At 29.9% G+C, this 19,608-nt stretch carries 17 protein-coding genes; 11 read left to right on the top strand and 6 right to left on the bottom strand.

Annotation, left to right across the window (positions count from 1 at the left end; all coding sequences use genetic code 11):
• The first annotated feature begins 115 nt into the window (after positions 1-115).
• Positions 116-2,542 carry a zinc-dependent metalloprotease gene (locus tag GQR92_RS16745; RefSeq protein WP_158841542.1) on the top strand — a complete coding sequence of 809 codons (2,427 nt, stop codon included), beginning with the start codon at positions 116-118 and terminating at the stop codon, positions 2,540-2,542.
• A gap of 3 nt (positions 2,543-2,545) precedes the next feature.
• Here GQR92_RS16745 and GQR92_RS16740 read toward each other — a convergent pair whose 3' ends face one another.
• The gene (locus GQR92_RS16740; protein ID WP_158841539.1) at positions 2,546-3,817 is read right to left on the bottom strand and encodes a DUF2851 family protein; all 1,272 of its coding nucleotides are present in this window, start codon (positions 3,815-3,817) and stop codon (positions 2,546-2,548) included.
• Between the two features lie 112 nt (positions 3,818-3,929).
• Between GQR92_RS16740 and GQR92_RS16735 the strand changes: the two genes are divergently transcribed.
• From GQR92_RS16735 to GQR92_RS18040, 10 genes are all read left to right on the top strand, one after another.
• Positions 3,930-4,562, top strand: coding sequence for an NAD(P)H-dependent oxidoreductase (locus tag GQR92_RS16735; protein ID WP_158841537.1), 633 nt, complete (start codon positions 3,930-3,932; stop codon positions 4,560-4,562).
• 27 nt (positions 4,563-4,589) lie between these two features.
• On the top strand, positions 4,590-6,050 hold the full coding sequence (locus GQR92_RS16730; protein ID WP_158841535.1) for an aminoacyl-histidine dipeptidase: 1,461 nt from the start codon (positions 4,590-4,592) through the stop codon (positions 6,048-6,050).
• Positions 6,051-6,242: 192 nt separating this feature from the next.
• Positions 6,243-7,007, top strand: coding sequence for a ParA family protein (locus GQR92_RS16725; protein WP_158841533.1), 765 nt, complete (start codon positions 6,243-6,245; stop codon positions 7,005-7,007).
• 1 nt (position 7,008) lies between these two features.
• The gene (locus GQR92_RS16720) at positions 7,009-7,893 is read left to right on the top strand and encodes a ParB/RepB/Spo0J family partition protein (protein ID WP_158841531.1); all 885 of its coding nucleotides are present in this window, start codon (positions 7,009-7,011) and stop codon (positions 7,891-7,893) included.
• Positions 7,894-8,484: a DUF5683 domain-containing protein gene (locus GQR92_RS16715; protein ID WP_158841529.1), complete on the top strand. Its 591-nt coding sequence runs from the start codon at positions 7,894-7,896 to the stop codon at positions 8,482-8,484.
• Position 8,485: 1 nt separating this feature from the next.
• Entirely contained in the window at positions 8,486-9,187 is a 702-nt protein-coding gene (gene dapB, locus GQR92_RS16710) for a 4-hydroxy-tetrahydrodipicolinate reductase (protein WP_158841526.1), read from the top strand.
• 78 nt (positions 9,188-9,265) lie between these two features.
• Positions 9,266-10,963 (top strand): signal peptidase I, encoded by a 1,698-nt coding sequence (gene lepB, locus GQR92_RS16705; RefSeq protein ID WP_158841524.1) that lies wholly within the window; start codon positions 9,266-9,268, stop codon positions 10,961-10,963.
• Between the two features lie 72 nt (positions 10,964-11,035).
• Positions 11,036-11,638, top strand: a complete 603-nt coding sequence (locus tag GQR92_RS16700) for a WbqC family protein (protein ID WP_158841522.1) — start codon at positions 11,036-11,038, stop codon at positions 11,636-11,638.
• A gap of 50 nt (positions 11,639-11,688) precedes the next feature.
• A complete protein-coding gene (locus tag GQR92_RS16695; RefSeq protein WP_158841520.1) occupies positions 11,689-12,267 on the top strand; it encodes a Crp/Fnr family transcriptional regulator in 579 nt (192 codons plus the stop codon).
• 123 nt (positions 12,268-12,390) lie between these two features.
• Positions 12,391-12,699 carry a DUF6122 family protein gene (locus GQR92_RS18040; protein WP_233269896.1) on the top strand — a complete coding sequence of 103 codons (309 nt, stop codon included), beginning with the start codon at positions 12,391-12,393 and terminating at the stop codon, positions 12,697-12,699.
• Here GQR92_RS18040 and GQR92_RS16690 read toward each other — a convergent pair.
• Genes GQR92_RS16690 through GQR92_RS16670 form a run of 5 tightly spaced genes read right to left on the bottom strand, consistent with a single transcriptional unit; the run spans position 12,690 to position 19,606 of the window.
• Entirely contained in the window at positions 12,690-14,180 is a 1,491-nt protein-coding gene (locus GQR92_RS16690) for a lipopolysaccharide biosynthesis protein (RefSeq protein ID WP_158841518.1), read from the bottom strand. The two genes, GQR92_RS18040 and GQR92_RS16690, sit on opposite strands and share 10 nt — an antisense overlap.
• Before the next feature lies 1 nt (position 14,181).
• A complete protein-coding gene (locus tag GQR92_RS16685; protein WP_158841516.1) occupies positions 14,182-15,447 on the bottom strand; it encodes a glycosyltransferase family 4 protein in 1,266 nt (421 codons plus the stop codon).
• Positions 15,444-16,688 carry a glycosyltransferase gene (locus tag GQR92_RS16680; RefSeq protein WP_158841514.1) on the bottom strand — a complete coding sequence of 415 codons (1,245 nt, stop codon included), beginning with the start codon at positions 16,686-16,688 and terminating at the stop codon, positions 15,444-15,446. The genes GQR92_RS16685 and GQR92_RS16680 overlap by 4 nt, the downstream gene beginning before the upstream one ends.
• Positions 16,675-17,190 (bottom strand): methyltransferase, encoded by a 516-nt coding sequence (locus GQR92_RS16675; RefSeq protein ID WP_158841512.1) that lies wholly within the window; start codon positions 17,188-17,190, stop codon positions 16,675-16,677. Before GQR92_RS16675 ends, GQR92_RS16680 begins: the two co-directional genes overlap by 14 nt.
• A complete protein-coding gene (locus tag GQR92_RS16670; RefSeq protein WP_158841510.1) occupies positions 17,183-19,606 on the bottom strand; it encodes a YfhO family protein in 2,424 nt (807 codons plus the stop codon). The genes GQR92_RS16675 and GQR92_RS16670 overlap by 8 nt, the downstream gene beginning before the upstream one ends.
• Between the last annotated feature and the right edge of the window lie 2 nt (positions 19,607-19,608).

Raw genomic sequence — 19,608 nt, 5'->3', positions numbered from 1 at the left:
AAAATTGAATAATTTTGAGCATTTGTTTTTTTTAACAGAACTATAAGATATACTTAAGAAAATACAAAAAGCTATTTAACTAATTTAGCTTCTTAATCCTTTTATCAAACTCTTTATGAAAAAAAACTTACTATTTTACTTTATTTTATTCCTTTCAATAACTACAACTGTAGAAGCTCAAAGGAAAAAATCAAAAGACAAAAAAACAGATCAAACCTCAAAAGTATCCCCAAAAAGTAAAACGCCTAAATATTCTGACTTTGTAAATAAAGACACAAAAACAGATGACGGACTTTTTAAAATTCATATCAATAAAGAAAAATTTATTTATGAAATTCCAAAATCTTACTTAGGTAAAGAAATGCTACTAGTAACCAGATTAAAAGACATTCCTGCTGGTTTAGGCGGTGGCTATGTAAATGCTGGTTCTAAAATTAACACACAAGTAGTCGTTTGGGAACAATTAAAAGACAAAATATTACTTAAAGTAAAATCTTACAATGCAGTAGCAAACGATTCTTTACCAATTTATAAATCAGTAAAATCGAACAACTTAGAACCTATTATTTATTCTTTTGATATTAAAACACAGAATCCAGACTCTACCGCTGTATTGGTTGATATAACAAAATTCTTTTCTTCGGATGTAAAAGCAATTTCTGGGCTACCATCTAGCTTCAGAAAAACATATAAAGTAAAAAAATTAGATGATTCTAGAAGTTTTATAAGCTCTATTAGAAGTTTTCCTAAAAACATAGAAGTTGTACAAAACTTTACTTTTGATGCGGATGCACCACCAAGTAATACAAGTACAAATACCATTACAATGCGCATCAATCAATCTATGATTTTATTACCAGAAAAGCCAATGACACCAAGAATTTACGACAAAAGGGTTGGTTATTTTTCTATTGGAAATGTAGACTACAGTTCTGAAGCTTTAAAAGCAGATGAAAAAAGATATATTAAACGTTGGAGATTAGAGCCAAAAGATATTGAAGCGTATAATCGAGGTGAATTGGTTGAACCAATTAAACCAATTGTGTACTACTTAGATCCTGCAACGCCAGAAAAACTTAGAAAAGATATAAAACAAGGGGTTGATGATTGGGCTAAAGTTTTTGAAACTGCTGGTTTTAAAAATGCAATTATGGCAAAAATGCCACCTACAAAAGAAGAAGACCCCGATTTTAGTATGGAAGATGTTCGTTATTCTTCTATTAGATATGTAGCAAGTACAACAAGAAACGCAACAGGACCAAGTGTTTCTGACCCTCGTTCTGGAGAGATTTTAGAAAGCGATATTATTTGGTATCACAACCATTTAAGATCTTACAGAAACAGATATTTAATAGAAACTGGTGCTGCAAACCCATCTGCAAGAACATTAGATACACCTGCAGAAGATATTGGAGAAATGATGAGAATGGTAATTTCTCATGAAGTTGGTCATGCTTTAGGCTTACCTCATAACATGGCTGCAAGTTATGCGTATCCTATAGATTCTTTACGTTCTGGAAGTTTTACACAGAAAAACGGAATTGCAGCAACGATTATGGATTACGCTCGTTACAATTATATTGCCCAACCTGGTGATAAAAACATCCGTTTTATAAGACAATTAGGTCCTTATGATCAGTACGCTATTAATTGGGGATATCGCGCAATACCAAATATCACAAAACCAGAAGACGAAGTAAAAACTTTAGACAAATGGATTGAAGACAAAGCAGACAACCCTGTTTATAGATTTGGTGGACAACGTTTTGACCCTTCTGCACAAACTGAAGGAATTGGAAACGACCAAGTAAAAGCAAGCACTTACGGTGTTAAAAACTTAAAAATTGTTGCTAAAAATCTTCCTAGTTGGACCTCTGATCAAACAAATAATTACGAAGATTTAGATGAATTATATGGCGAATTATTAAGTGTTTGGGGCAGATACGTGGGGCATGTTACCGGAAACATAGGTGGTGTTTATGAGTTTAATAAAAAACCATCGCAATCTGGAGACGTTTATGTACCTGTTACAAAAGCAAAGCAAAAAGAAGCGATGGCTTGGTTACAAAACAATGTTTTTAAAACTCAATACTGGTTGTTAGATAAAAACATTTTAAATAAGATTGAAGAAACAGGATACACAGAAAAATTAGGTCGTTACCAAGACAGATATTTAGGTACTCTATTAAATTACCGTACTTTAAATAGAATGATTGATGCAGAAGTAATTCAAAAAGAATTTTATGCAGCTTCAAACATGGTTAAAGATTTAAGAAAAGGTGTTTTTTCTGAAACTATTGCAACCAAAAATGTAGACTTACAAAGAAGAAACCTTCAAAAGGCTTTTATTGAAAGAATGCATGTTTTAATGAATGATGAAGATGCAAAAAACACCGATATTTCTTCTATCGTAAGAGGTGAATTAGAAGCATTAAAATACCAAGTAAATGTTGCTAGCAAAAGAGCAATAAATACAATTTCTAAATATCATTACAAAGACTGTTACGCTAAAATAAATAACATCTTAAATCCTAAGAAATAATCTTTATTTTCTTAATATTTTAATTCCTATTGCGCATTGTAAACATTGTTTCTTTGCGCAATAGTTATTTTTAAGCTCTAATAAAGCCTGACTTTCATAAGCGTTTTTTATGGTAACCCCTATTTCATCGAACTTAGAAATAATACTATTTTTTTCTGATTTTATTTTTTTAAGGATTATCAAAAACTCATTTTCATCAACCTCTCCTCTATTCTTTTGATATAAAAACTTTAACGGAACAATGGTATTTATCAACAATAAATCTACAAACGATTTTGTTATTTTTTTAGGTGATGATTTAGAAACTTTATCAAAAGTAAAGTGTGTTTTCCAAAACGGATTTACATTTACCTCAAACAAATCATAAAATTCTTTTAATGTTTCTGTTTGCATCATTTTAGAAAACAAATTAGCATGCAGATGATACAAAGAAATTAATTGAGCTATCCTTATGGTAGGAAAATTTGGTGGTCGCATTCTAAAAAAAGAAAACTGATTCTTAGAAATAGCTTTTAAATGATATTTGTGCTGCAAATATTTGTACTCATTTTTTAATTCTTGATGATACTCCTCCTCAACAACATCTTCTAAAAAACCTGCTTGTCCAAATAACAAAGAGGTAAGTTGTTTTTCATCATCTCTTACCTTTCTTAAAACAGAAAAATCAAAAGATTTTGCTAAATACAGAAAAGCATCTCCATTTACTTTTAATCCAAAGTTCTTGGCTAATAACTGAAACAGAACCACTTCAAAATCATTATTACTTGCAACTAAAAGCTGATTCATTTCATTAGACTTTCTTTCTAACCTTTCAAAAAACAAGCGTTCTTTCCAATTATCAATCGTAAAATCATCAATAGCATTAATTTCTGTTTCACAAGGAATCCAACCTTGTTTCGCAGAAAATAAATTCCGATAATTGTTTAACGCAGTATTAAATACAAAATTTTTTAAAACCAATACAGGTAAAGGTTTATTGTTTTTCATAAAAACAGTTGCATCATCTTCCCATACAACATGTAAAATAACAGCATCGTAATTTTCATCAACTTCGTGGTGATGCACATACCAGTCAGACGATTTTAAATGAATTTCTACATTACCAACCCAAAGTTGATTGTCTATTTTTAACTGAGCATTTAAAAAATCTGGTCCAGAATTATGGTTATGAATTCCTGTTTTTAAAATTGATAACGACTCTTTAGTCGTCGTTTTTAAATCATCAATAGAAAATAACTGGTACTTCCATACATAATGAAGAAAATCCTCATTCATAGTTTTTGTTTTCAAGATACAAAAAAAACATTTATACACTTATAAACATTTATAATCGCTTTAGAGAACTCATCTAAAAGAATGCCTTATTTTTGCACTATAATTAAGATAAATGAATATTATAGATAGTTTAAAATGGCGCTATGCTGTTAAAAAATTTGATTCAGAAAAACAACTTTCAGAAACACAAATAAACACATTAAAAGAAGCTTTTAACTTAACAGCAACTTCTTACGGTTTGCAGCCTTTAAAGCTAATCGTAATTAAAAATAAAGAAATTCAGAAAGAATTGGTAACTCATTCTTGGAACCAAAACCAAATACTAGAAGCATCTCATGTTTTGGTTATTTGCATTCCAGACAGCTACACAAATACAGAAGTAGAAAATTACTTTAGTTTGTTAAAGAAAATCAGAAACACACCAGATGCTATTATAAAACCTTTTAAAGATTTTTTAACTGCAGATATTGAAAGAAAAACGCAAGAAGAATTAACTTTATGGAATAAAAACCAAGCTTATATAGCATTAGGTAATTTAATGACCGTTTGTGCTGTAGAAAAAATTGATGCTTGCCCAATGGAAGGTTTTATTCCTGAAAAATATGATGAAGTTTTAAACCTAAATACTCAAAATTTAAAATCGATTTTGGTATTACCTGTAGGTTTTAGAGCAGACGATTGCTACATGAAAGATTTAACAAAAGTTAGAAAAGAAACGCAAGACATTGTAATAGAAATAAACTAAATTTATACCATAAAATTATTTGATAAAATGAGTGAAGCAGTAAGAAATTTAGAGCCTAAAATTGTTTGGAATCACTTTTCAGATTTAAATGCAGTTCCTCGCCCTTCTAAAAAAGAAGAACGTGTAATTAAGTTTATGGTTGATTTTGGAAAAAAATTAAACCTAGAAACTTTTGTAGACAAAGTAGGTAATGTTATTATTACAAAACCAGCAACAAAAGGTTTAGAAGACAGACAAACAGTAGTTTTACAGAGTCATTTAGACATGGTTCATCAAAAAAACTCAGACACTAATTTTGATTTTGACAAAGAAGGAATTAAAATGTTGATTGATGGAGATTGGGTTACGGCAGACGGAACTACTTTGGGTGCAGATAACGGTTTAGGTGTTGCAGCAATTATGTCTATTTTATCTTCGGATGATTTACAACACCCAAATATTGAAGCTTTATTTACCATTGATGAAGAAACTGGTATGACAGGTGCAATGGGTTTAGAAGGAGGAATCTTAAAGGGTGATATTCTTTTAAATTTAGATACAGAAGAAGATGATGAAATAGGAATGGGTTGTGCTGGTGGCATAGATGTTACAGCAACTAGAACTTATGCTAAAGAAGAAGTTTCTAAAAACTCTATTGCATATTCAATTACCGTAAAAGGTTTAAATGGAGGCCATTCTGGAATGGACATTATAAAAGAATTAGGAAATGCAAACAAGATTATGAATCGTTTGTTATTTGACGGTTACACAAATTTTGGTTTACATATTTCTGAAATAAATGGAGGTAGTTTACGTAACGCAATTCCTAGAGAAAGTAGTGCAATTGTTACTGTAGACCTTATTTCTAAAGAAGCTTTTCTTTTAGAAACCAACTTACTTATTAACATTATAAAAGAAGAGTTCTTAACATTAGAACCTAACTTAACTGTTGAAATACAAGAAATTACTTCTCCAGAAAACGTAATGGAATTAGGTGTACAAGAAGGTTTATTAAAATCTATTTATGCAGCTCATAATGGAGTTTATAGAATGAGTCCAGATATTGCTGACTTGGTAGAAACTTCTAACAACATTGCAAGAGTAATTGTAAAAGACGGACATATTAAAATTGGTTGTTTAACGCGTTCATCATCAGAAAGTAATAAATCTGATTTAGCAAACTCGTTAAAATCTGCTTTTGAATTATCTGGTTTTGATGTTGATTTATCTGGTGAATATCCTGGTTGGCAACCAAATGTAAACTCAGCTATTTTAGACGTAGTATCTAATTTATATGAAACTTTACATGGAGAAAAAGCACATGTTGCTGCTTGTCATGCTGGTTTAGAATGTGGAATATTAGGACAGAATTACCCAGAAATGGATATGGTTTCTTTTGGACCAACTATAAGAGGAGCACACTCTCCAGACGAAAGAGCAGGGATAATATCTACACAAAAATTCTGGAAGTTTTTAATAGAAATTTTAAAGAACATACCAAAAAAATAAAATATTACAACATGTTTAAAACCGAAGTTTACGCTTCGGTTTTTTTTATTTAATTTTGTTTAAAAGCTTTAAAAAAACAAACATATACAACTAAAAACAAGCTAGTTACATTTTTACCTTTTTGTTAACATCTTTCACTTTATAAAAACAGAAAAAAACGTAATTTTACTTTTTCTAAAGAAAACTTGTATAATGGGTAAAATAATTGCAATTGCAAATCAAAAAGGGGGTGTTGGTAAAACAACAACAAGCATTAATTTAGCTGCTTCTTTGGGGGTTTTGGAGAAAAAGATTTTGTTAATTGATGCAGATCCACAAGCAAATGCTTCTTCGGGTTTAGGTATTGATATAGAAACTGTAGCTTACGGAACCTACCAAGTATTAGAGCATTCTGTCTCGGTTAAGGATGCGATTGTAAAAACAGATTCTCCAAATGTAGACATTATACCTGCACACATAGATTTAGTGGCTATTGAGATAGAATTAGTAGACAAGCAAGATAGAGAATACATGTTAAAAAAAGCGCTAGTCGAGTTAAAAGACGATTACGATTATATATTAATTGATTGTGCACCATCATTAGGTTTAATTACTTTAAACTCATTAGTAGCTGCAGACTCTGTAATTATTCCTATTCAATGCGAGTATTTTGCTTTAGAAGGTTTAGGTAAATTATTAAACACCATAAAAAGTGTACAAAATATTCATAATTCTGAGTTAGATATTGAAGGTTTATTATTAACCATGTTCGACTCTAGATTACGACTATCTAATCAAGTAGTAGACGAAGTTAGGAAACATTTTTCTAGCATGGTTTTTGACACCATTATTAGACGAAATACCCGTTTAGGAGAAGCTCCTAGTTACGGAGAAAGTATTATTGCATACGATGCAACAAGTAAAGGTGCTGTAAATTACTTAAATTTGGCACAAGAATTATTAAAAAAGAATTCGTAAAATGGCAAAAGCAACTAAGAAACAAGCTTTAGGAAGAGGATTATCTGCTTTATTACAAGAATCATCTAATGTTATTTCTGCATCTGATAAAAATGCGGAAAAACTTGTTGGAAGTATTATTGAAATAGAATTAGACTTAATTGATGTAAATCCATATCAACCAAGAACTTATTTTGATGAAGAGTCCTTAAGAGAATTAGCCAGTTCTATAAAAGAATTAGGTGTAATTCAGCCAATTACAGTTAGAAAGATAGATAAAAATAAATTTCAATTAGTTTCTGGTGAGCGACGCTTTAGAGCATCAAAACTAATAGGAAACACAACAGTACCAGCATATATAAGACTTGCCAACGACCAAGAAATGCTAGAAATGGCCTTGGTAGAAAACATACAACGTAAAAACTTAGACCCTATAGAAGTTGCCTTGTCTTACCAACGCTTAATTGATGAAATTCAATTAACTCAAGAAGAATTAAGTACAAGAGTTGGTAAAAAACGCTCTACAGTAACCAATTATTTACGTTTGCTAAAATTAGACCCAATTTTACAAACTGGTATGCGAGATGGTTTTATTTCTATGGGTCATGGACGTGCAATGATTAACGTAGAAAACACAGAAGACCAACTAGCAATTTACGAAAAAATATTAAGAGATAAATTGTCTGTAAGACAAACGGAAGACTTAGTAAAGAGTTTAAAATCTGGTACGGTTGCTAAACCAAAGAAAAAAGCAGTACCAAACTACATTAAAAGTAGTGTTAAAGATATTAGCGAATACTTTGGGCATAAAATAGACGTTACAGTTAGTAATAATGGTAAAGGAAAAATTTCAATTCCTTTTCATTCTGAAGAAGATTTCAATCGAATAAAAAACTTATTAAAATAAGTGCTTTCAAAAAAATATATACTTATAATATTCCTTGCTTTTTTTTCTGCAACCTTTTTTGGGCAGAAAGATTCTCTTAATGTAAAAGGTGTAAAAGTTAAAGGAGACATTAAAATTGAAAAAGGTGGAATTTACAATGCTGTAGCCCCATCTAAAGCAGCATTTTATTCTGCTATATTTCCTGGAATGGGACAAGTTTATAATAAAAAATACTGGAAAGCTCCAATTGTTTGGGGTGCTATGGGAACTAGTATTTATTATTATTTAGACAACAACAAAGAATACAAAAGATATAGAACTGCATACAAACTAAGAAAAAACAACTTAGTAGATGAATTTACGGTTGATGGAAAAGAGGTTATTTCTTTAGAAACTTTAGAAAGAGCACAAGATCAATTAAGAGAAAATAGAGATATGTCTCTTTTAACAACAGTAATCTTGTATGTTTTGCAAATTGTAGAAGCTAGTGTAAATGCACATTTACTGCAATTTAATACAGATGATAATTTATCATTTAAACCTACTTTTATAAACGACCCAATATATGTAGAGGCTCCAAAAGTAGGTCTAACCATTAAATATAATTTTTAAAATGAAGATTGCACTATTAGGATATGGAAGAATGGGGAAAGAAATTGAAAAAATTGCTTTATCTCGTGGACATGAAATAGTTATTAGAAAAGACGTAGATGATGTAATAGATATTACTTTGGCAGATGTTGCCATCGATTTTAGCGTACCTTCTTCTGCTTATAACAACATAACAAACTGTATAAACAATAAGGTTCCTGTTATTTCTGGAACTACAGGTTGGTTAGATAAATATAATGATGCAGTTGCACTTTGTAAAGAAAAAAACAGCGCCTTTATTTATGCTTCTAATTATAGTTTAGGAGTAAATATTTTCTTTGAGCTAAACAAACAATTGGCAAAGATGATGAGTTCTTTAGAAGACTACAATATTTCTATGGAAGAAATTCATCATACAAAAAAATTAGACGCTCCAAGTGGAACTGCAATTACGTTGGCAGAAGGAATTATAGAAAATTCTTCTAAAAATAATTGGGAGTTAGACGAAAAAACATCCGAAGAAAACATCCCTATTGTGGCAAAAAGAATTCCTGATGTACCAGGAACTCACACCGTTTGGTATGACTCTGAAGTAGATTCTATAGAAATAAAACACACAGCACATAGCAGAAAAGGATTTGCTTTAGGAGCTGTTGTTGCTGCAGAATGGATTATTGGAAAAAAAGGCGTTTTTACGATGAAAGATGTGTTAAACATCCGTTAAAAACAGTAACATTACGGCGATTTATCGTCTTATAAAAAATAAAATTATTCTCTTTAGAGAAAATTAAAGTATACAATTATGACATTTACAGAATGGTTTATCTTTTTTTTAGTGATACAAGTAATTCATTTTCTTGGAACTTGGAAATTGTATGTAAAAGCAGGTAGAAAACCTTGGGAAGCAGCAATACCTATTTATAACGGTATTGTTTTAATGAGTATTATTAAACGCCCAAAATGGTGGATTATTTTATTATTCATTCCTATTGTAAACTTATTAATGTTTCCTGTTATTTGGATAGAAACCATTAGAACTTTTGGTTTTTATAAAAAAATAGATTCCCTTTTAGTAATTCTAACCTTAGGTTTGTATATTTTTTATATCAACTATGGTACAGATGCTGCGTATAACGCAGAAAGAAGTTTAAAACCACGCTCTGAATTAGGGGAATGGGTAAGCTCTATTACTTTTGCTATTATTGCAGCAACCTTAGTGCATACTTATTTTATGCAACCTTTTACCATACCAACATCTTCTTTAGAGAAGTCTTTATTAGTAGGAGATTATCTTTTTGTTAGTAAGTTTCATTACGGAGCAAGAGTTCCATCTACAGTAATTGCTGCACCAATGGTACATGACTCTTTACCTATTGTAGGAACTGCATCTTATTTAAAAAAGCCACAATTACCTTATACCCGTTTACCTGGTTTACAAGATATTAAAAACAACGATATTGTTTGTTTTAATTGGCCTGCAGACACGTTGGCAACTATGTGGGGAGATACTTCTGGTAAATTCACCTACAAACCTGTAGATAAGAAAACCAACTATGTTAAGCGTAGTGTAGGTATTGCAGGAGATTCTTTAGAAATTAGAGATGGTTACGTGTACATTAACGGACAAAAGAATAAATTACCATACAGAGCAAAAATTCAATTTTATTATACATACGAAGCAAAATCTGCCATTGACATCAATAACTTTCCTAAGTTTTTAATCAAGAAAGAAAGAACGGGTGTTTACAAAATTTTAAATGAATATTGGAACAACCCTAAAGTACAAGAAGCTTTTAAAAACGGAGCAAATTTATCTAAAATAGGTTCTGACTCTCTATATACAGAAGTTGCTGGTGGCGTTTCTCAAGATTTAGCGAGCCGTCTAAAGATGACGAATGTAGCTAACAAAATAAACATCAATTTAACAGAAGATGAAGTTATCGAGCTTAAAAAATATCCTTCAACAGTTTCTGTTAAAAAGGTAAATTATGGTGCTGATAATTCTATTTTTCCGCATATAGAGGCAAATAAATGGAGTCAAGATAATTTTGGACCAATCTACATACCAAAGGCTGGTGCCACAGTAAAAATAGATGCTAAATCTATTCCTTATTATGCCCAAATTATTAAAAACTACGAAAACAACGATTTACAAATTGTAGGAGAAAATATTTTTATCAATGGTAAAAAAGCAGATTCTTATACTTTTAAACAAAACTATTATTGGTTGATGGGAGACAACAGACACAACTCTTTAGATGCCCGTTATTGGGGATATGTGCCTTTTGATCACGTTTTAGGTAAACCAGTTATGATTTGGTTTAGTTGGGATGCAAATGCACCTACTTTTGGAGAAAAAATAAAATCTATCCGTTGGGACAGAATGTTTACTACTGTTGGTGGAGATGGAGAACCTATTTCTTATAGATACTACGTTTTAGCTTTAATAGGTTTATATATTGGCTTTAGTTACTATAAAGGTAAAAAAGTAAAAAAATAGTTTCAATAAAAAATTTTCAGTAGCAAATAACAATTCTAATAATTGCTACTGAAAATTGAATACCAATAAAAAATGGCACTGTTTATACCAACATACTTTGGTCCTATTTCTCAATATACAGAAATTGTAAAATCAGATTCAGTTGTTTTTGAAATGGAAGATAATTTTCAGAAACAAAGCTATAGAAATAGATGTTACATCTTTAATGCTAACGGAAAACAGTTATTAAACATTCCTGTTAAAGATAAAAACAAAGGCAGTTCTAAAAGAAAAAAAACAAAAGACTTGTTGGTAGATAATGATGCCCATTGGCAATTACATCATCTAAAATCTTTACAAACAGCTTATAGAACTTCTCCTTTTTACGAATTCTATGAAGATGATTTACGTACTATTTTTACAAAAAAATATACTTTTTTACAAGATGTAAATATTGATGCACATCTGTTTATTGCTGATGCATTGCAAATACCTTTAACTTATTATAAAACAGAAGAATATAGTATAAATCCAGATGGAAACGATTTTAGAGAATTAGCTGATGTAAAAATTCAACCTAAAATTCCAGTAGAAAAATATATTCAAATGTTTGATGATAAACATGGTTTTATACCAAATTTATCTATTTTAGACTTACTTTTTATGGAAGGGCCAAATACCATTAGTTATTTATAACTATCTTTAGTCACCCCTTTCTTATCAATTAAAACAAATAATATTTCTTAATGCAAAAAATATTACAAGATTTTACAGCTAAATTTAAAGGTATTTCTCAAAATAGTATTAAAAAGTTTTTAAGTTTAGCGACAGAAGATACCTATAAAAAAAAAGAAGTTATTAGTAAAACAGGAGAAGTCTCTAAAGATTTTTATATTATAAAATCAGGCGTTGTTCGGTCTTTTTATTCTGATGAAAAAGGAAAACAATCTATAAGAACCCTTTTTACAGCACATAGAACTACCGGTTCTTTAGCATCTCTTATTACTAAAAAACCAAGTATACTTACCTATGACTGCTTAACAGATTGTGTTGTTTATAAGTTTAACTTTAATGAATTAAAAAATTTAGCAGCAACAGATATAGAAATAGCAAACCTGTATTGTACTATGCTAGAGTTTCTTTTTTTAAACATGGAATCTAGAATTTACGATTTAACGCTATTGAATGCCACAGAAAAATACTTGAAATTAAAAGAAGAAATACCAGATATAGAAAACCTTATCGCTCAATATCATATTGCTTCCTATTTAAATATAACTGCAGTTCAGTTAAGTAGAATTAGAAAAGAAATCTACTCAAAATAAATTCTATTAACATATGTCAATTTTTATAGCCCTATAATTTGATACATTTGTTGTCAATATCCCCCGAATATTATTTTTTTATATCAAAAAGGCTTACTTTCGGGTAAGCCTTTTTGATTTTTTATGACTATCGAGTTTCTTATCCATTATTCCCTTCATTTTATAGCACCATTTTTTATAGCTTACTTTTTCTTTAAAAGTAACTGGAAGATTGTTTATGTAATTTTTATCTGTTCTATGCTTGTAGATTTAGATCATTTGTTAGCTACCCCTATTTTTGACAAAAATAGATGTAGCATTAACTTTCACCCCTTACACTCTTATATTGCCATTGGGCTGTATAGTATTGGGTTACTCTTTAAGAGAATAAGAGTACTTTGTTTAGCATTACTTTTTCATATGCTAACAGACTATATAGATTGTTATTTGTAGTATTTTTTAAGTAAACTATCAATTTCATTAGAAATTCTCAATTTCAAAACCAAATAAACATAAACAACAGTAAGTAATATACTTTTTAATGCAATGTTGATTACTGGTGATATATTAAATTTAAAGATTTGAATTTCTGGTAAAGAAAAATCCCAAAAATAAAAAGCACTAAATAAAACAAGTATAATCAAAACCATTTTCCAAGATTTCTCTGTAAAAGGTGTAATTGTAAACTTTTTATGCACAAACCACAACTTAACTGTATTAAAAAGAACAATTGTAATTAGCGTAGACAAAGCCAAACCATCTGTACCTAAATCAACATTAAAATAAAATAACTCATTTAAAAAATAGACGCAAACAGACATTCCTACAGCTAAAGGTAAAGCAACTTTATAGAATTTAGAATTGTTTATAATTGCTCCATTGCTTCCTAAAAACATGGTATATAGTTTAGCTAAAGAAATCATTAAAACTACATATTCTCCACCTGCATATCCTTTTTCTGGCATCAATTTAAAAAGCTCGCTAACACCACAATTCACTAATAAAAAAAACAATCCTCCTATTAAAAGAAGATTTATAGAACTTTTCTTATATAAATTTTCTACTTCTTTTGTATTAAATTCATTTAAAGATTTTGATGTTAGTGGTTGTAAAATTTGCGTCATCGCTCTACTTGGAGCTTCTATAAAAGAGCCAATAAAAACAGCTACAGAATAATATGCCGCTTTTTCGATAGCATCTTTTCCTGGAATCATAATTTTATCAATATCTAATAAAATGGCTCCAGCACTTCCTGCCAAAATAATGTATCCAGAATATTTTATAACTTCTAAGAAATTGTCGGGTAACTTAAAATAGAACTTAGGAAAATACATAGAAAAAGCATAAAACATCATTACAAATGCTCTAACAATGTATGCAATCGTTAAATAGAATATAAATTCAGATTTTGTTATAAAACCAAAGAAAACGGCTAATAACAACACCATTACGATAACACGGTTCCAAAGTTCTTTTAAAACATTTCCAAAAACCGTTTGAAACTGCACCTTAGTCCAAGAATAAAACAATTCAAAATAAGCACAAGCAACTGCTACTAAGTAAATAAAAAAAGTATAATTTTCTATAATTTGATTCTCTTTAGTTACCTTACTCATAATCCATTCGTGAAAATAGTCCCAAAAAAAACCAATTGGTAACGCAATAAAAATAGGCAAGAAAATTACAGAAGATAAAAACCTATCTTTTTGTTCTTTTGTTTCGTAAGAAGAATAAAATTTAACAATAGTATATTGAATACCAAATGCCGTTAATGGCATAATTAAATTAGATGCAGACAACAGAAATGTAACCATTCCATAAAACTCAGACTCTAAAAATCTTGGATAAAAAACAATAGTATTTACTCCGCCGATTAAGAATGCTGCATAAATAATAATGGTATTTCTAAAAGATTGTTTTAATACAATTCCCATATTACGAATGTAAACTTTTAATAATCAAGGCTAACTCTTTGGTTAATTCTTTTCTGTGGTATTTCTCTATATTTTTAGAGTTTACATCTAAATTTCCTATTTTATATTGATGATATAATTTTTCTATTTCTGACGATAATTTTTCTTCATTATCAAAATCAATTACAACACCGGCATTGGTGTCTTTTAATATTTCTGATAAATCTCCATCTTCTGGACCAATTGCTAAAATGGGTCTTTTTGCTGTTAAATACTCAAATAATTTTCCGGTTAAAATTCCTTTTGATTTTTTTACATTCGGTATCAACAATAATAAAACCTGAGCTTTTTGTTGATAATTAATAGCTACATCATGAGAAACATACCCAACAAAATTTGTGTTTTCTTTTAGGTTATTGCTTTTTATTTCCTGTTTTACTTCTTCAGAAATATCTCCAATAAAATTTAACTGTAAATCATTTTTAAAAGCTGAATTACCTATACATAATTGTTGTAAAACTTTAAATAATCTTTTAGGGTTACTTTGTTTAGGTAACAAACCAATATAAGATATTGTAAATTTATCATCTAAAACAGTTGTCTTACTTGTTAAAACTTCATCATCAAAACCATTGGTAATCACTTCTACTCTACTTGCTTTTTTAGCAAATTCCTCTTTTAGAGAATTGCTAACAGTTAACACACAATCAGCATTTTTTAAAACACTTTCTTCTAATCTTTTATTTCTATTTTTAGCAAAAGACAATTGCTTAAAATCTTTGTTATAATATAAATCTGACCAAGGATCTCTAAAGTCTGCAAGCCATTTAATATTATTTTTTTGATGTAATTTCTGAGCAATTAAATGCATACTATGAGGTGGACCTGTAGAAATTATGGTATCAATTTTATTAACATCTAAATACTTTTGAAGATATTTTACAGAAATCTTTACCCAAAATACTTTAGGATCTGGAATAAAAAAATTACCACGAATAAAAGACAAAACTCCCCCGTTACTTACATTAGAAATTCCACTTTTTTGTTTTTTATGTTTTTTCCAAAAAAGGACATCTGTAGGCTCCAAAATTGGTTGTTTTAAAATTTCAATATTATTAGGAACTTCATTAATAAGCGTAGCATCTTCTTTCGGATAATTGGCATTATCAACCGTATATACAACAGGTTCTACACCAAATTCTTGTAAATATTTTACAAACTTTAACCAACGTTGCACTCCTGATCCTCCCGCAGGTGGCCAATAATATGTAATTATTAATACTTTCAAGATTCTAAATTATCGTATAAATGTAGCAGTTTTTTTTCAGTAAACTCCCAGTTTAAATCACCATTGTAGGATAACTCAAAACCATTAGCAGCTTTTTGGGTTGCTAGCTCATAATTATTATAAATTTCTACCACTTCCTTAGAAAAACTATTGGCTTTTCCTGCTTTAAAAATGAATCCAATGTCATTCGATTTTACAACTCTTTCTAAAGGAGCGCAATTAGATACTAATAACGGTTTTTTTGATAGTAAAACCTGATATAATTTATGCGGAATTGTACTTTCTGTATGCAAGTTAGAAATATGTGGAATTATATTTACATCAGAACTTTGCATAATTCTAGCAACTTCTTTAAATGGTTGATTTCCGTAAATAACTACATTTTTACGAACATCAAATTCATCTATTAAATTTTCTAAATAATTTCTCACATCTTTATTTGCAGGACCTACGAGTGCCAATAAAGCATTAGGAATTTGTTTAGAAACCTCTTGCATCCCTTCAATAGCTGTTTGTAAACCTCTATGAGGACCAAACCCACCAACGTACGAAATGATAAATTGATCTTTATGTTCTTGAAAAAAAGAATTTTCAACAGTACCAAAATTAGCTACAAAGTCTTTTTTTTCCGAATTGGTAATTACAGTAATTTTACTTTCATCTATTAAGGTATCAGCAACAATTCTGTCTTTCATCTCCTCTACAACCGCAATAATTTTATCGTATTTTTTAATGATACGGTTTTCATAATTTTGCCATCTATTATAATTAAAAAATAGTTTATTTTTTAATCTTATTACAGGATTTTTTCTCCAAGAAAACCAAGTTAATAAAGCAGCTGCATAATTTTCATGTAAATCTAAAACAGATTTTAAATGGTACTTTTTAGCCGCTAAAAAACCTGTTTTTGCAAGAGGTAAATCATGCACATGAAGTACATTAATATTATTTTTTTTGATAATTTCTGGTAAAATATCATGAAACTTTGGATGCACAAAATTGATAGCTAACCGCATATCAATCAATCCTTTTTCTGTAAAACTTTTATAAAATATGTCTCTTAATACCGTTACGTTATTAATAACCTCTTTCTTAGGGTCATTTTCTTTTTTACAACATAAAACAAATACAGTGTGTTTTAACGCTAAAGACTCAGCTTCTTTTCTAACCCGAATATCTGCAGGGTAATATCCATCTACAATCATTAAAATAGATTGCACTTTCGGTTTATTTTGTTGCATACACTGCGTAATATCTTGGAGTAAATTTGCGTAAAATGGGTCTAAACCCAATTTTATCAATCGGACTTGTCCATTTTTCTTTTTCTTGAATTTGCCAACCAGATTTCTCTAACAACCAATCAAATTGCCAATCTTCAAACTCATGATAATGTCTGTCCCACATATCTATTTTGCTTCTGTAGGCTTTTGCAAACCATAAATTTAAAGGAATGGTTGCTATCAATTTAGTAGTTTCTATTTCTTTTAAAACATTAAAAGGAGCTAACAAATGCTCAAAAATTTCAAAAGCAGTAACAGCATCCACCTTATGTTTTTTTACTATTTCGGGCAAAACATCTAAATCTTCTCCTTCTGTATTAATTACAGTATATCCATTTTGTTCCATAATTTCAGAAAAAGGATTTCTAATTCCTAAATCTAAAATTACTGCCGGACTTGGTAGTACTTTTTGCAAAAAAGCTAAAGTGTGTTCGTATCTTTTAGATGGAATTTTACTATACATTCATTTTTGTTTTCTTTTGATTATAAAAAATTCCACCAGCTGTTATCAACAATAATAAAGCATACGATGATAATGAAATAATTTTTCCTTGCTGAATTACTTTGGGTTCAAACTTAAACTCAATGGTATGTTCTCCGGCAGGAATACTCATTCCTCTTAACACATAATTTACTCTTACATGAGGTGTTAATTTTCCGTCAACATAAGCATTCCAACCATCTTTATAATAAATTTCAGAAAAAACGGCAAACTGTTCTTTTGCTGTTTTAGATTGATATGTTAACGTGGTAACATCATACTTTAAAAGTTGAATTCTTGCAGTTGAATCAACTTCTTTTGGAAAACGAATGTCATTTTCTTTAGAAGAATCCTTTTGATAAACGGCAACTTGCTTTGTATTTAAAGAATCCAAAGCCAGAATTTCTTCATTAGCAGAACCTACAACTTTTACACGTTCTACAAACCAAGCATTTCCATTAGCATCTGGGTTTAATTGCGATTGCTTTTCTCCTTTATCATTACCAATAATAAAATACTTTGTATTTAACATGTTTAAAACTTGCATGTTATTTTTAGCAATTTGAAAATCGAACAATTCTTGATAACGACCTAATTTTGCCGCATGATATCCTCCTATAGATTGATGAAAATAAGAGGTACTTCCATCATTCATTGGGTTTACTGTAAAATTACCAACTCTAAAATGTGTTTTGTCTTGCAATATCATTTTATCGGCTGTAGAAGCTGTAAATGGTTTTTCTATTTTTCTTGCAGATTCAAAATCGTCTTCATTTACATATTTCTTATCAACAGAAATTAAATCAAACAACACAAAAACCGTTAATGCAATTACTGCAATCCCTTGTTTTAGCTTATTTTTTAACAGCATCCATAAAACACCTGCAGAAAGTATCATTAAAAATAACGAACGCAAAGTATCCATAAATAACATCGATTTTCTATCAGAAATAATAGCGTCTGTTAAACCCGGTAACTGTTTGTATTGTGCATCTCTTATTCCTTCAAAAGTAGAAAATCCGTGTGCTAATAAAAATCCTACAATAATTAATCCTCCAAAAGTATATACTGCTTTTTTAAGTGCGTCTTGTTTTTCATCCGAAGAAATTTTAGAAGAAAAGAATTGTTTTAAAGCCAATATACCTAGAATAGGCACACATAATTCGGCAATGATTTGTATAGATGAAACTGCTCTAAATTTATTGTATAAAGGAAAGTAATCAATAAAAAAGTTGGTTAAAATATCAAAATTCCTTCCCCAACTCATTAAAATTGAAAAGACTGTTGCGGCAACTAACCATTGTTTTAAACGTCCTTTTACCAAGAAAACCCCTAAGAAAAATAGAAAGAAAATTACGGCACCAATATAAGCAGGTGCTTCTACAATATTTTGATCTCCCCAATAAGTAAGCGCTTGCTCAGAATATTCTTTTGCCGCTTTTTTACCTGCTTTATCTTCTATGGTTTGAAAAAAGTTAGAGCCTTCTCCTAATTTTTCAACCGTTCCACCCCCCATAAAACGTGGAATGAATAAATTAAAAGTCTCTAATTTGGCATAACTATATTCTGTAATATAGGCTTTATCTAGTCCTTTACTTGCGGCTTTTTTTGTTCCATCAGGATTAATTGTTAATTCAGATTTTCCTCTGGTACTATAATCTGCATATTCTTTCATCGCCATTAAACGAGAAGAATTGGCACCAATGCCTAATAAAACCGCTGCAAGAATTACAACAACTTGTTTTATAAAAGTCGGAATTATTTTTTCTTTAATTGCATGGATCAACTCTACAATACCTAAAATTATTAAGGCAAAGCCCAAATAATAGGTCATCTGAGGATGATTTGTATAAATTTCTAAAGCCATTGCGACTCCAGTAACCAAAAAACCAAGAATGTATCGTTTTTGAAAAACCCATAATAATCCGGCTAAAACTAAAGGCATATAAGCAATTGCATGTGCTTTTGCATTATGACCTGCACCAAAAATAATGATGAGATAAGTAGAAAAACCAAAGGCGAGCGATCCTAAAATGGCCAATCTCCAATTGACTTTTAAAGCCATCATCAATACAAAAAAGCTTAAAAAATACAAAAAAGTATAATCTGCAGGTCTTGGTAAAAAGCGTAAAGTTCTGTCTAAAACTCTTACAAAATCATTCGGATAATAAGCACTTACTTGATATGCTGGCATCCCGCTAAAAGAAGCACCTGTCCAATAAGGTTCTGCATTTTTATCCGCTCTAAAATCTTTAATCTCTTTTACCATTCCGGTAAATTGAGTAATATCAGACTGATTTAGTTTTTCTCCTTTTAAAAGCGGATGAAAATAGATAATTGAAGCCAATGCAAAAATGGCTACAGCACCTATATATGGTAAAAATTTGGTGAACTTCATAA

It is taken from the genome of Polaribacter sp. L3A8 (assembly GCF_009796785.1).
Taxonomy (GTDB): domain Bacteria; phylum Bacteroidota; class Bacteroidia; order Flavobacteriales; family Flavobacteriaceae; genus Polaribacter.
This window is presented reverse-complemented; position numbering and strand designations above follow the sequence as displayed.